The organism is Pseudomonas iranensis (assembly GCF_014268585.2).
GTDB classification, from domain to species: Bacteria; Pseudomonadota; Gammaproteobacteria; order Pseudomonadales; family Pseudomonadaceae; genus Aquipseudomonas; species Aquipseudomonas iranensis.
This window is the reverse complement of the sequence record NZ_CP077092.1, coordinates 3,279,282-3,292,281: the sequence shown is the minus strand read 5'-3', so window position 1 is coordinate 3,292,281 and position 13,000 is coordinate 3,279,282. Positions and strand designations below refer to the sequence as shown.

Annotated in this window: 11 protein-coding genes; 10 read left to right on the top strand and 1 reads right to left on the bottom strand. The window is 58.0% G+C overall.

Translation table 11 applies throughout. The features are described from left to right. Nucleotides 1-304 precede the first annotated feature (304 nt). The 10 genes from HU724_RS14700 (at nt 305) to HU724_RS14655 (ending at nt 11,138) form a co-directional block, all read left to right on the top strand. On the top strand, nt 305-1,939 hold the full coding sequence (locus HU724_RS14700; RefSeq protein ID WP_122611301.1) for a methyl-accepting chemotaxis protein: 1,635 nt from the start codon (nt 305-307) through the stop codon (nt 1,937-1,939). A gap of 368 nt (nt 1,940-2,307) precedes the next feature. Then, complete coding sequence (gene pnuC, locus HU724_RS14695) at nt 2,308-2,871, top strand: nicotinamide riboside transporter PnuC (RefSeq protein WP_186566713.1); 564 nt, start codon at nt 2,308-2,310, stop codon at nt 2,869-2,871. Then, nucleotides 2,868-3,392, top strand: coding sequence for an AAA family ATPase (locus HU724_RS14690; protein WP_186566715.1), 525 nt, complete (start codon nt 2,868-2,870; stop codon nt 3,390-3,392). Before pnuC ends, HU724_RS14690 begins: the two co-directional genes overlap by 4 nt. A gap of 322 nt (nt 3,393-3,714) precedes the next feature. Then, nucleotides 3,715-4,164 (top strand): functional amyloid chaperone FapA, encoded by a 450-nt coding sequence (fapA, locus tag HU724_RS14685; protein ID WP_024012918.1) that lies wholly within the window; start codon nt 3,715-3,717, stop codon nt 4,162-4,164. Nucleotide 4,165: 1 nt separating this feature from the next. Further along, a complete protein-coding gene (gene fapB, locus HU724_RS14680; protein WP_186566716.1) occupies nt 4,166-4,738 on the top strand; it encodes a fibril amyloid subunit FapB in 573 nt (190 codons plus the stop codon). A 73-nt stretch (nt 4,739-4,811) separates the two neighbouring features. Further along, nucleotides 4,812-5,795, top strand: coding sequence for an amyloid-like fimbrin subunit FapC (fapC, locus tag HU724_RS14675; protein ID WP_133337851.1), 984 nt, complete (start codon nt 4,812-4,814; stop codon nt 5,793-5,795). 66 nt (nt 5,796-5,861) lie between these two features. Continuing rightward, nucleotides 5,862-6,542 (top strand): fibril amyloid maturation endopeptidase FapD, encoded by a 681-nt coding sequence (fapD, locus tag HU724_RS14670; protein WP_024012915.1) that lies wholly within the window; start codon nt 5,862-5,864, stop codon nt 6,540-6,542. Between the two features lie 43 nt (nt 6,543-6,585). Next, nucleotides 6,586-7,332 carry a fibril amyloid subunit FapE gene (fapE, locus tag HU724_RS14665; RefSeq protein WP_186566718.1) on the top strand — a complete coding sequence of 249 codons (747 nt, stop codon included), beginning with the start codon at nt 6,586-6,588 and terminating at the stop codon, nt 7,330-7,332. 45 nt (nt 7,333-7,377) lie between these two features. Then, nucleotides 7,378-8,694: a fibril amyloid transporter FapF gene (fapF, locus tag HU724_RS14660; RefSeq protein WP_133337853.1), complete on the top strand. Its 1,317-nt coding sequence runs from the start codon at nt 7,378-7,380 to the stop codon at nt 8,692-8,694. A 230-nt stretch (nt 8,695-8,924) separates the two neighbouring features. Continuing rightward, a complete protein-coding gene (locus tag HU724_RS14655) occupies nt 8,925-11,138 on the top strand; it encodes a hypothetical protein (protein WP_186566720.1) in 2,214 nt (737 codons plus the stop codon). Between the two features lie 54 nt (nt 11,139-11,192). Here HU724_RS14655 and HU724_RS14650 read toward each other — a convergent pair whose 3' ends face one another. Next, nucleotides 11,193-12,518, bottom strand: coding sequence for a sigma-54 dependent transcriptional regulator (locus tag HU724_RS14650; protein WP_137213555.1), 1,326 nt, complete (start codon nt 12,516-12,518; stop codon nt 11,193-11,195). Between the last annotated feature and the right edge of the window lie 482 nt (nt 12,519-13,000).

Genomic DNA, 13,000 nt, shown 5'->3' with positions numbered 1-13,000 from the left:
CAATCCCCCAGAGAGCGATGCGCGCGGGCATGCCCCGATAGTATTTTTTCGTTCACTGCGTCCAGCGTAGCCGGTAAAAGCTGTAGCGATTGCGCGCGCACAGGATCCACACGAAACGGTAAAAATTCCGTGAAATATCAAAACCGGATTCAGGTTTTTGCGCGCGGGGCCGAAATCCTAACAGACAAGCCTTAATAGCGCTCCCCGCGTTAGGCGGCTCAAGTCGCACAATCGCAAGCCCACAGCGGTGGCTGGATGCTGGCGATCGTTTATTACAAGAACAAGAATCCGGAGTGACAGCGTTATGAACAGCTTGCGCAGTGTGTCGATCAGCCGACGCTTGTGGCTCATCTTGATCGTGGCGGTGGTCATGTTGCTGACCTTGGGCGTGCTGATGCTCAAGCAGATCCACGACGACCTCTACCACGCCAAGGCGCAGAAAACCCAGCACGTGGTGCAGACCGCCAGTGGCCTGCTGACTTATTACCACGGCCTGGAAACCGCCGGCACCCTGACCAGGGATGCCGCGCAAAAACAGGCGCTGACCGCGATCCGTGGCCTGCGCTATGACCAGAGCGACTACTTCTGGATCAACGACCTCACCCCCGTGATGGTCATGCACCCGACCAATCCCAAGCTCGAAGGCCAGAATCTTTCGGCGATCCGCGACCCGGACGGCTTTGCGGTGTTCAACGAGATGGTCGCCATCGCCAAGGCCAAAGGCGCGGGCATGGTCAATTATCGCTGGCCCAAACCGGGGGCGACTGACCCCGTTGCGAAGACCTCGTATGTGAAGCTGTTTGAGCCGTGGGGCTGGGTGATCGGTTCCGGTGTTTACGTCGACGATGTTCAGGCGGAATTTCAGGAACAAATGATCAAGGCGTCGGCGATCGGCCTGGCGATTGCGCTGATCATGGCGCTGCTGGTGATCCTGATCGCACGCAGCATCGTCCGTCCGTTGCAGGAGACCGTGAATGCCATGGCGAACATCGCCAGCGGCGAAAGCGACCTGACCCGCAGCCTTGATACCCACGGCAAGGACGAGGTCACTGAACTGGCCCATCACTTCAATGCGTTCACGGCCAAGTTGCGCCGAGTGATTGGTGACCTGCAGGTGTCGGCCAGCGCTTTGGGCCAGTCTTCCAGCGAGCTGGGCAACGATGCCTCGCAGGCGCAGCAGCGCAGTCAGCAGCAATCGCAGCAGATGGAACTGGTGGCCACGGCGATCAACGAAGTCACCTACGGCGTGCAGGACGTGGCGAAAAACGCCGAGCACGCCGCCGCTGAAATGCGCGACGCCGAAGCGCAGGCGCAACAGGGGCAGATCAACATCGACGGCAGCTTGCAGCAGATCGACAAGCTGTCCGGGACGATCGATCAGGCGGTGGAAGTGATCCGCACCCTGGCGGCGGAGAGCACGCAGATTGGCAGCGTGCTGGAAGTGATTCGCTCGATTGCCGAGCAGACCAATCTGCTGGCCTTGAACGCGGCGATTGAAGCGGCGCGCGCGGGGGAACAGGGTCGCGGGTTCGCCGTGGTGGCCGATGAGGTGCGCTTGCTGGCTCAGCGTACGCAGAAATCGACCGCTGAAATTCAGTCGATGATCGAGCGTTTGCAGAATCACTCGGAGGCTGCGGTGAAGGTGATCGGCGACAGCAGCAAGGCCTCGCAATTGACCATCGAACAGGCGGGACTGGCCGGGGCGAGCCTTAATGCCATTGGCCAGGCGTTGCGTAATCTCAACGGCCTGAATGCGTCGATTGCCAGCGCTACCTTGCAACAGGCGCAGGTGGTTGAGGACATCAACCAGAACGTGACCCAGGCGGCCGGGCTTTCCCATAGCACCGCGTTGGCGGCTGAACAGTCGAGTGCAGCCAGTCTGCGGCTTGGGCAACTGAGCGAACAGCTCAACGGGTTGCTGCGCCAGTTCCGGGTCTGACCGGTCACCGAGGTGAGCCCACCCCTCATCGGAACGCCGCCCGCCCAGCCCTCTCCCCGAGGAGAGGGAGCAGATCATTGCGCTTTTCATGATCTGCGTTCGACGCGATATTCCAGGTCAGCGTACCTCGACCAAACAACGCGGTCAGTTCCCTTTCCCTCCGGGAGAGGGTTAGGGTGAGGGGCTTTTGATCGCAGATCACTGGGCGTTTCATGATCTGCGTTCGACGCGATATTCCAGGTCGGCGTACCTCGACCAAACAACGCGGTCAGTTCCCTCTCCCTCCGGGAGAGGGTTAGGGTGAGGGGCTTTTGATCTGACTAATGCAGTACAATCCGCCCCCTTCTCAACTCCCCCAAGGATCCGCCATGTCCGGGCTTGAACTGTTTGCCGCTGCCCTCGGTGTCATCGCCGTGTGGCTGACGGTCAAGCAGAATCCGTGGTGCTGGCCGATCGGGCTGGTCATGGTGTTGCTCTACAGCTGGATCTTCTTTGAGGTGAAGCTGTATTCGGACATGTTGCTGCAAGTCATCTACGCCGCGCTGCAAATCTATGGCTGGTGGCAATGGACCCGCGCCGGGACGATGCATGACGGTCGCCAAGTCACCCGCCTCGATACACGCTCGATTCTGCTCGGTCTTGGCATCGGAGCGATCGGCAGCCTGTCGCTGGGCGCGGCGATGGCGCATTGGACCGACGCCGCACAGCCGTGGCTCGATGCAGCGCTCACCGGTTTCAGTCTGGTGGCGCAACTGTGGATGGCGCAAAAACGCCTGCAATGCTGGGCGTTGTGGTTCGTCCTCGATGTGATCTTTGTCGGCCTGTTCATCTATAAAGGCCTCTATCTGACTGCTGCGCTGTACGCGCTGTTTACCCTGCTCGCCGTGCAAGGCTGGCGGGAATGGCGTGCCGATCCGGCGTTGCGCCCATGAAAGTCGTTGTTCTCACCGGCCCGGAATCCACCGGCAAGAGTTGGCTGGCGGCAGGGTTGGAGCAGCGTTTCGGCGGCGTGCGCGTTGATGAATATGTGCGTCGGTTCATTGAGGAAAATCCCCGCGACACCTGTTTGGCGGATATTCCTGATATCGCCCGGGGTCAGTTGCGCTGGGAAGATCAGGCACGGGCGAAGCTGCCCGCGCTGCTGATCCTCGATACGCATTTGCTGAGCAACATCCTCTGGAGTCAGACCCTGTTCGGCGACTGCCCAGACTGGCTGGAAGCGGAATTGCTTGCGCGTCATTACGACCTGCACCTGCTGCTGTCACCGCATCAGGTCGACTGGGCCGAAGACGGCCAGCGCTGCCAACCGGATCTTGCGGATCGCATGGCATTTTTCGAAGCCACGCGCGCCTGGTTGATTGAGCATCAGCAGCCATTGCAAGTTATCGAGGGCAATTGGGCCGAACGGCACGCCCAAGCCTTTGCGGCGGTCGAGCTTCTGCTGTCCAGTTGAGCCGCGTTGGGACGAACCTGTCCGTTTTTGAAACACTCCTCACCGCGCAAAGCCCCCGTCCAAACGCTGTTCATCACTCCGTCACGTCACCTGTTACGCCGATGAAACACATCGGCGCAAACCCTTGTTCCAGAGCTTTCCGACGTCAAGCACCGTTCAAGCGCCCCTGCATGTGTCTCAGCACTGTAACAGTACCCGCTTTGAGCATTCCCGGAAAACACCTAACCCATTGAAATAACGACACAATTCAAAACCGGCACAGCTTTCGCTCTCTCCTTCACAACGCTGAATAACCCAGCCCACTGAAGAAGGAATTGCAGCCGTGGGGAATTTCAATAAAAGCCTGACCTGCCTCCTGCTGATCGGATCAGCCGCCAGCGCATTGATCAGTGTCAGCGCCCAGGCCGAAGGCAACGGGGTGATCGTCCTCAACCGTGACGTTCAACCCATCCCGATCGGGCGCAACGGCGGCAAAGATCCCTATCCAACCACGGTCAACGCCAACCCTTCGGCGCGGATCAACCAGACCCTCAGCAGTACCGAACTCACTGACGGTGATTTCGCCAGCGTCGCCAGCGGCTCATCGATTCGCGGCAACATGACCACGCCCAGTTCCAACCTGCCCGGCATGAACACCCTGACCAATCAGAACGGCCTGCCCGGTATGCGCACGGGCAGCGGCGGCGGCTCCGGTGCCTCGATCTCAAACACGGTCAACCGGGCGATGAGCACCGGCCTGGCGCCTCTGACCCGCATGGCCGGAGGCCAATGACATGAATCGCACCCTGCTGCTTCTCGCCCTGCTCGGCTGCACCAGCGCCATGGCCGATTCGGCTTCAGTCAACAAGGCCAACATTCAGGATTCCGGTGTTCAGTATCGCGGCAACTTCAACGTCAACCAGGCCGCCGGTGACCAGATGCAACAAGCCAACACCAAGGCGATTGCCATCGGCACCGAAGCCCATGCCACCACCAGCGTCAGGCAGACCATCGACACACCCGCCAGCCGCGCCATCGACGCGAGCGCCAATATCGGCGGCAACTCTTTCAGCAATGGCAACGGCATCCTCGGTGTGAACCAGGGCGCCGGTGCCAACAACCAAATGGCCAACGTGACGCGCGTCAGCATCAGTGCCGGCCCGCAGAGCGTTGACGACAGCGCCCTTTCACAACAGAACGTGGCGTTTTTACCGAGCTCAGGAGCAACTGGTACCTCAATCGGCAGTCGCCAGGTCACCACCAGTGATCAGGCCTTCACCGGCAGCCGCGGGGTAATCCAGGTGAACCAGAGTGCCGGGGTGGGGAACCGAATGGCTAACACCCTGAGCATCCGGGTCGCAGACTGACCCAAACAAAAAGCAGTGCAATTAGAAAAGTCCCAACACTTAACCAACTAATAAGCACGACGGAGAAACAACCATGAAACCTACAATGGCTCTCAAACCACTGGTTTTCGCACTCGCAGCAGTGATGGCAATGGCAGCACAGGCCGACGGTCGTGGTAACGGGCATGGCAATGGACATGGCAACGGTCACGGCCAGCCACAAGGTCCGAATCTTGAACAACTGCTGCAAATCACCGCCGGCGCCGGCGCCGCTGTACTCGATGCGCAAAACAGCGACGGCAACGTGGTGAAAAACCAGGGCACCCTGAACAACGCCAATGCCAGCGACTCGCTCAACGGCTCCAACGGCAACATGGGCGCCAACGTCGCCGCCGGCGACGGCAACCAGCAGGACAACGCTGCTGCACTGGCCACCGCTGACGAAAGCTTTATCTTCGGCAATGCTGTTGCCGCCTCGAGCGCGACTCAGGTGAACAACAACAACTACGTGAAAAACTCGTCCACCTTCAACAACGCCACGCTCAACAATGCAGGCAACAACGGTTCCGGCAACATCGGCATCAACGTGAGCTCGGGCAACTTCAACCAACAGAAAAACAACCTCGCCATCGCCGTTTCCGGTGGTCGTGTAGCGCAGGCTGCCGCTTCTGCCAACCAGTCCTCGACTGGCCTGGTCGTGGAAAACAAAGGCGTGCAGGCTTACAAAACCGACACCCTCACCGGTACTTATGCAGCCGCTGGCGCGTTCAAAGCCAAAGGCACCGCGACCATCGAAGACGACAACCACGGCGGTTGGGGCAACCGTGGCGGCGGCCATGGCGGCAACGATGATCAGAAAGCCAAGTTCGAAGCCGTGGGTACTTTTGGCCTCGCTGGCGTCACCACCCAACAAGTGTTGACCAAAGATGGCTGGAAAACTCCAGTCGTCAACAACGCCAACATGACCAACTCGATGAACAACTTCTCCGGCAACGGCGGAGCCAACGTCTCGGCGGGTGTCGGCAACCAACAAAGCAACTCGCTGTCCATCGCCGCAGGTTGCAAAGCCTGCATGTAATCGCGATCGAAACGAAAGCCCCGGCAACGGGGCTTTTTTCCCAGGTTCCACAAGGCGTATTCGATCATGCGGACCCCTGCCCTCCTCGCTCTGCTTTGTCTGTGCGGCCTGACTCAGGCAGCCCAGATGCCGGTCGCTGCCCTGCCGGGTGGCGTGCTGGTCTACAAGGACGTGCAAAGCATTCGTGAGCGCAAGTTTGCCGACATCGTTGAACAGAAAACCGATTTCAGCTGCGGCGCAGCCGCACTGGCAACGGTTCTGCGCCAGGCCTATTGGCTCGACGTCGATGAGGAGCACATCATCAAAGGCATGCTGGTCAACGCTGACCAGGACCTGGTGCGAACCCAGGGTTTCTCCATGCTCGACATGAAGCGCTACGTAGAAAGCATCGGCATGCGTGCCCGTGGCTACCGGATCCCGCCCGAGAAACTCGAAGCGGTGACCATTCCGGTGGTGGTCCTGATGGACATTCGCGGCTACAAGCACTTCGTCGTCCTGCAGCGTTCGGACAAGGATTGGGTTTACATCGGTGACCCGGTTCTCGGCCACAAGCGCTACAAGCACGACGACTTTGTCAAAGGTTGGAACGGCATTGTCTTTGCCATCGTCGGCCCCGGTTACGACAAGGCCAACGCCTTGCGCAGCCCTCCCGTGCCGCTGACGGCGAAGAACTCGCTGGACAGTTTCAACCCGGTCAAAGATGCAGAATTGATGGATTTCGGGTTCATTCAGAGCGACTTCTTTTAATCGCCGAGTTAGAGAATGGGACTGGATGTCCCGGGAGCAGCAGATGAAAAGCTCATACTGGCTGGCCGCCGCCTGCCTGGCAGCGAGTGCGTCAGGTTTAGCCCATGCCGGATTCAAACCCATCGAAATCAAGGACCACGAGCTCGCCGAGCTGCGCGGTCGTTACGTCATGCCGGGGCGGATCATCAGCTTCGGCATTGTCATGAGCAGCACCTGGCGCAACGCCAGCGGCGACTTGATCGGGGCCGCGACCTCGATGCAGATCCAGGCCGCAACCGTCAAACCGGAATTCTATGTCTCGACCATCAAGGAGTCGGGCAACGGCAGTACGCCCACATTGGGCACTGGCACTGTGATTGGTGGCGCCGGCCTCAACAGCAGCCAGGGCGTTACGCAAAGCGTGCGTGCGGCCGGCGATGGCAACACCGCCAACAACAACGTCGCGATCAACGTCAGCGAAGCCAGTCAGGCGCCGGCACTGGTGCCGTCGCAAGGCCAGGCCCTCGTCGCCGGGCAAACCATCACCGGTAGCAACGGCGCCGGCAGTGTTGCGGTTTCAGCCAATGGCGGTGGCGTGCAGATGGCCATTCAGGCCAGCGGCAATCAAGGCACCGCACTGCAGCAGGTCGCCCAGGGCGGGCTGCTGCAGAACACCCGATTGCTGGGCAGCGCCAACGTGGTCAACAACCTTACGCAACTCAACGTCGTACTTAACAATAACGGCAGAAGCGCCGGTGCACTGGATTGCAACCTGACCCAACTCGGGGCCCTACGCAATATCGGATATTGAACTACGCTGAGTCTCGATCATTGGGCTTAAAGGGACGGCTTATTCATGTATCGATCAGTATCACTGCGTGCTGCAGTGTGTTTGAGTACCCTTCTCCCGGCGGCAATGCTGCAAGCAGCACCCGACGCCGATGTAGAAGCCCTGAAACGGGAACTTCTGGAACTGAGACAACGATACGAACAACAACAACAAGCGCTGGCGGTACTTGAACAACGGGTCCGCCAGGTAGAAGAAACACCCGCCGCCCCACCGCCAAAACGGCTGGCCAAATCGCCGTCCGACATGAAAGGCAATCGCGTCGCCGCCGGAGCCGCCACAGGCACCGGTGCGGCCGCTGCATCGGGAGGCGCCGCCGGGGGCAGTGGCGCGTCCTACGGTCAATCACTGGCCGATGATTCACAACCGGCACAGAGCGTTTCCAACCTGTATGACGAAGCCAGTGGTTTCTTTGGCGGCGGCAAGTTCAGCGTCGAAACCGGCCTGACCTATTCGCGCTACGACACCCGTCAGTTGATCCTGAACGGGTTCCTTGCGCTGGATTCGATCTTCCTCGGCAACATCAACCTCGACCGGATCAAGGCCGACACCTGGACCCTGGACCTCACCGGCCGCTACAACTTCGACAATCGCTGGCAGTTCGACCTGAACGTGCCGGTGGTCTATCGCGAGTCGACGTATCAGTCCGGCGGCGGCAATCAGGGCGCGGCAGGTGTAACTACCGAAGAAACCGTGACCAAGGATCCAACCATCGGCGACGTCAACTTCGGTATCGCCTACAAATTCCTCGACGAGTCGGTCAACACCCCGGACGCCGTCGTCACCTTGCGCGTCAAGGCGCCGACCGGCAAAGACCCGTTCGGCATCAAGCTGCGCCAGACCGACGCCAACTCCAACCTGTTCGTCCCCGACACCCTGCCCACCGGCAACGGCGTCTGGTCGATCACCCCGGGGATCTCGCTGGTCAAGACGTTCGACCCGGCCGTGCTGTTCGGCAGCCTCTCCTACACCCACAACCTCGAGGAGTCGTTCGACGACATCAGCTCCACGGTCAACCAGAAAACCCCGGGCAAGGTGAAGATTGGCGACAGCTTCCAGATCGGCGCCGGTATCGCCTTTGCGCTCAACGAGAAGATGAGTATGTCGTTCTCGGTCTCCGACCTGGTGCAACGCAAGAGCAAGCTGAAACAGGACGGCGGCGATTGGGAATCGGTGGTTTCCAGTGATGCGAACGCCGGTTACTTCAACGTCGGCATGACGATTGCGGCAACCGACAACCTGACGATCGTGCCGAACTTGTCGATCGGCATGACCGATGATGCGCCGGACTTTTCGTTCAGCCTGAAATTCCCGTATTACTTCTAGGCAAAAGCAAAAGATCGCAGCCTTCGGCAGCTCCTACAGGGATTACGCAATCCAAATGCAGGAGCCGCCGAAGGCTGCGATCTTTTGATTTTCAGGCTTTTTGCTCATCGACCATTCATCGGAAACATGCCCGCACCTGTCAGGTATGACAGGTGTGCTTTTCACGTAATTAACTTCTGATAGTTGCACTGTCTGGTCGCCCGTGATCAGCATGTTCAGGAGCATCAGCCTTGACCACTCTTCTCGCATCAGACCTGTTTCCGCCTCATATTCCCTCGGCTACCAAGCTGGAGACACCGGAGATTTACCACGGTGGTATTTCATTAGAGTCCATCGTAGACGGAAACCTTGTTTTACTTGTCGACGCTTGGTTGAATCTGGCACTGGACGACAAATGCGAACTGCATTGGGATAACGACGACACGCCGGTCAAAACACAAATAATCAGCGACACCACGGTCCAGCGGCTGAGATTTGAAGTCCCGGTTGGATTCATCACCAATGACTCCGCCAAGGTGTTTTATACCGTCACCCGTTTTCCTCAGCAACCGGTCAAGTCCGGGGAGTTGCTGATGTGGGTGAAGCTCAACCGCCCCGGCGGCGAAGATACCGACAGCGAGCCGGGGCACTCAGGCCTCAAATACAGCCTAGTACCGGATCCATCCAAGGGAGTGGATGCGGAAATGGCCAAGGGCGGAATTCGGATGCTCATTGAGCACTACCAGAACATCGCCACTTGCGACCGGGTCGTTGGCAAGTGGAAAGACGAAGAAGTGTCTTTCTATCCAGTGACGCGGGAGCAAATCGACGATCCGGACAATCATCCGATCTTCGTGACCTTTACCGAGCCGGTCATCAAACGACAGGGCAGCGGCCGCGATATTCCGGTCACCTTCCGTGTGGTAGACCGTGTTGGCAATCTCACTGATCATAAAGACCCTTGGGCGAAATTCACATATGTGACGGTGGATCTGACCGAGCGCTTGCCAGCACCGTCCGTTCTGGTCAATGACAAAGTCGTCACAGTGATAGACCTCAAGGTCCTGGGTAGCAGCGACGTGACTGTCCTGGTTTACTCCACGTCATCCCCGCCTTTCGAGGTCGGCGACGAAGTCCACTTGACCTGGACCGGTACTCCGGCTGAGGGACAGCCAATTGTTGTCGGCCCGCTGAAACTAACGGTCACGTCAGTGCCGGGCCACATCACCTTCAAAATCCCCAACGCTTCAGTGCGGGCGCTGGGTGGCGGTTCGGCCAAAGCGAAATATCAAGTATTGCGGGGCACCCTGCCTGTCGGCGCGTCCCACGATGCCAGCGTCACCGTAACCGGTGAAGTCAGCCAGTTGCAGCCACCGACGGTACCCGAAGCGTTGAACCTGATGCTTGACCCGAATGTCGCGAATGTTCAGCAAAATGGGTTCACGGTGCTGTTCGATAACTTGAAGTTGAACGCCAATGACAGGCTTGAGCTGGAAGTGGTCGGACGTCCGGGGGACGGTTCAGTGCCGCCAGAGGAAAAGGTCGTGGCAGCTGGGCAAACCAAAGTCGAGTTCAAGATTCCTTTCTCGATTACCGGGGCGAATCTGCAGCGCACGGTGGTATTGAAATACCGGGTGATCAGTGGTGGGCAAGGGACGCCGGTTCAGAGTGTGGAATTGAAGATTGGCGAGTTGCTGCAGTCAAGCATGCCGATGCCGAAGCTTGAGGGGTTTCTTGGAGACGAGTTGGAAGTTGGGTTGATCAAGGATGATACGAAGGTGTTGTGTGAGGCTTGGCCGTTTCAGCGGGCGGGGTTGCCGATCTGGTTGAAATACGTGGAGACGTTTGCGGGTGGTGGGGAGCGGGTTAAGGAGCAGTTTGTGGGGGCGGTGCATGATCAGGGGGTGGGGCTTAGTTATTTAGCGGAGGTGGAGTGGTTGCGGGGGTGTAAAGATGACTCGGGAATCGAGATCTCACTAAATGTGGCATTGTTTAGCGAAGCAGTTATGGAGGAAGCCACCAAATGTAAATTCAGACTTTACCTTCTGACGGTTGGTTTCGAAGATCTCACCACTTTCTCAAACAGCGATTGGAATGAATGGACATTAAAGGCGCCTCAATCATGGACTTCAAGAATCGAGCAAGTCGCTGGGAATTATTATCTAGCCTCTAATCCAAATGGTGGCCTTGCCGCCATTTTTATTAAGAAATACTTCCCTCAAATTGAACCCGGCGAAAAATATTACTGGAGTTTTGATTGCCGAATTCAAAAGGACTCACACATTGAGGTAAGACAAAATGACTTGAATGTATTTAGCGAGATAATCACACCCAGTTCCGATTGGCAGACTCTGAGTGGCACCTTTTTTGCGGCAACCGTCGTTGGCGATTTTCGAATCGATTTGTGGGTTCCGGGCATCAGTTTTTTGGATAACATTTTTATTAAAAAAATTTCGCGCATATGAGCATGAAACTTTATGTACTTCATCTCTTGAAGGTATATTTTCTGAGCTTGGTCCTCACCTAATCTGATGCTTATGCAACAACCGATAAAAAGTGGGCCGCGAAACACCTAGGACCTTCGCGGCCACACTCAAATTATCACTGTGCCGATTCAACACATCACACAACGCCTGCCGTTCCGCGCGAGTCTTGTAATCCTCCAAGGTTCCCATCGGCGTGGCAATGGAGTGCTGGCTTATCAAGCCGAGATCCCGCGCCTCGATCTGCCGGCCCTCCGCCAACACCAACCCGCGTCTGACCCGGTTGGCCAGCTCGCGCACATTCCCCGGCCAGTCGTGCTTGCCCATCGCGATCAACGCATCCTCGCTAAAACTACGAGGCCGGCGCCCGGTTTCGTGGCTGTAGAAGTGCGAAAAATGGTTGGCCAGCATCGACAGATCGCCGTGACGTTCGCGTAGCGGTGCGGTGACCACTTGCAGGACGTTTAGCCGGTAATACAGGTCTTCACGAAAGCGCTTCTTCTCGATTGCCGCTTCCAAGTCGACGTGGGTAGCGGCCAGAACGCGAACGTCCACCGGGATCGGCTGGCTGCCCCCTACCCGCTCAATGTGCTTTTCCTGAAGAAATCGCAGCAGATTGGCCTGTAACTCCAACGGCAAGTCGCCGATTTCATCGAGAAACAACGTGCCGCCATTGGCCGCTTCTATGCGTCCGACCTTGCGCTGGTGAGCGCCAGTGAACGCGCCCTTCTCGTGGCCGAAGAGTTCAGACTGAATCAAATGCTCGGGAATCGCCCCGCAGTTGATCGCCACAAATGGTTTGCTGTGCCGCTGGGATTGGCGGTGCAGGGTGCGGGCGACCAGTTCTTTGCCGGTGCCGCTTTCGCCGCGAATCAATACCGGCGACTCGGTCGGTGCCAGTTTGCTCAGCAGTTTGCGCAGTTCGCGGATCGGTTTGCTGTCGCCGAGCAGTTCGTGTTCCGGCTGGTCGACATGAATCGTGCCCTGCCCGCGCAGACGCGCCATGCCGAAGGCGCGGCCGAGGGTGACCTGGACGCGGGAGACGTCGAAGGGCAAGGTGTGGAAATCGAAGAACCACTCACAGACGAAGTCGCCGACGTTCTGTAAGCGCAGGACTTCCTGATTGAGCACCGCAATCCACTCGGTGCCGCTGCGGCTGATCAGCTCTTTGACCGCTTCGGGACGTTCCAGGTGGAATGGCTGCAAACGCAGCAGGCCGACGTCACAGGCGCGGGATGCGGCGTTTTCAAGATTACAACTGTCGACATCCCAACCCACGGCGCGCAATCCGGGCAACAGGCGATGGCAGTCGTCACATGGATCGACCACCAGTAAACGTCTCGACGCGGGCGCTTCGCTCATGACTGCTCCTTGGCGCCAAATTTTATAAATGATTGTAAAAACAGTCATTTGGCAGACCCGGTTGTAACACTAGCAAGATTTTGACGGGGGCTTGTATCGATTGCTTATATGAAGCTTGATGAAAGAGTTATAAGAAAACTGGTTGTTAGTTAGCTATCGACTATTTGTGTTGTGTCAGAGAGCGGCCCCTCACCCTAGCCCTCTCCCCAGGGAGAGGGAACTGACCGTGGTGTTTGTTCGAGTTACACCGACCTGAATTATCGAGCCGAATCCAAGTTTGAGAAGCCCACAAGTCGGCTCCCTCTCCTCGGGGAGAGGGCTGGGGTGAGGGGTGAATTCAGCGCGGTGTCCTGACATGTGCAGGACTACCGAAGCGAACGGCCGTTATGTAAAGAACATGAAATTTCTTTGTTTCAAGTGTGACCCGCCCCCCGGTTGCGTGCATCAGTACAAGTAACCCGCCGCACGGTAAGCCCAACCGA

Coding starts and splice junctions, on each gene's coding strand:
- HU724_RS14650 (WP_137213555.1), bottom strand. CDS start 12,518: ATGAGCGAAGCGCCCGCGTCGAGACGTTTACTGGTGGTCGATCCATGT.
- HU724_RS14700 (WP_122611301.1), top strand. CDS start 305: ATGAACAGCTTGCGCAGTGTGTCGATCAGCCGACGCTTGTGGCTCATC.
- fapE (WP_186566718.1), top strand. CDS start 6,586: ATGAAAAGCTCATACTGGCTGGCCGCCGCCTGCCTGGCAGCGAGTGCG.
- fapF (WP_133337853.1), top strand. CDS start 7,378: ATGTATCGATCAGTATCACTGCGTGCTGCAGTGTGTTTGAGTACCCTT.
- HU724_RS14690 (WP_186566715.1), top strand. CDS start 2,868: ATGAAAGTCGTTGTTCTCACCGGCCCGGAATCCACCGGCAAGAGTTGG.
- fapB (WP_186566716.1), top strand. CDS start 4,166: ATGAATCGCACCCTGCTGCTTCTCGCCCTGCTCGGCTGCACCAGCGCC.
- pnuC (WP_186566713.1), top strand. CDS start 2,308: ATGTCCGGGCTTGAACTGTTTGCCGCTGCCCTCGGTGTCATCGCCGTG.
- fapC (WP_133337851.1), top strand. CDS start 4,812: ATGAAACCTACAATGGCTCTCAAACCACTGGTTTTCGCACTCGCAGCA.
- fapD (WP_024012915.1), top strand. CDS start 5,862: ATGCGGACCCCTGCCCTCCTCGCTCTGCTTTGTCTGTGCGGCCTGACT.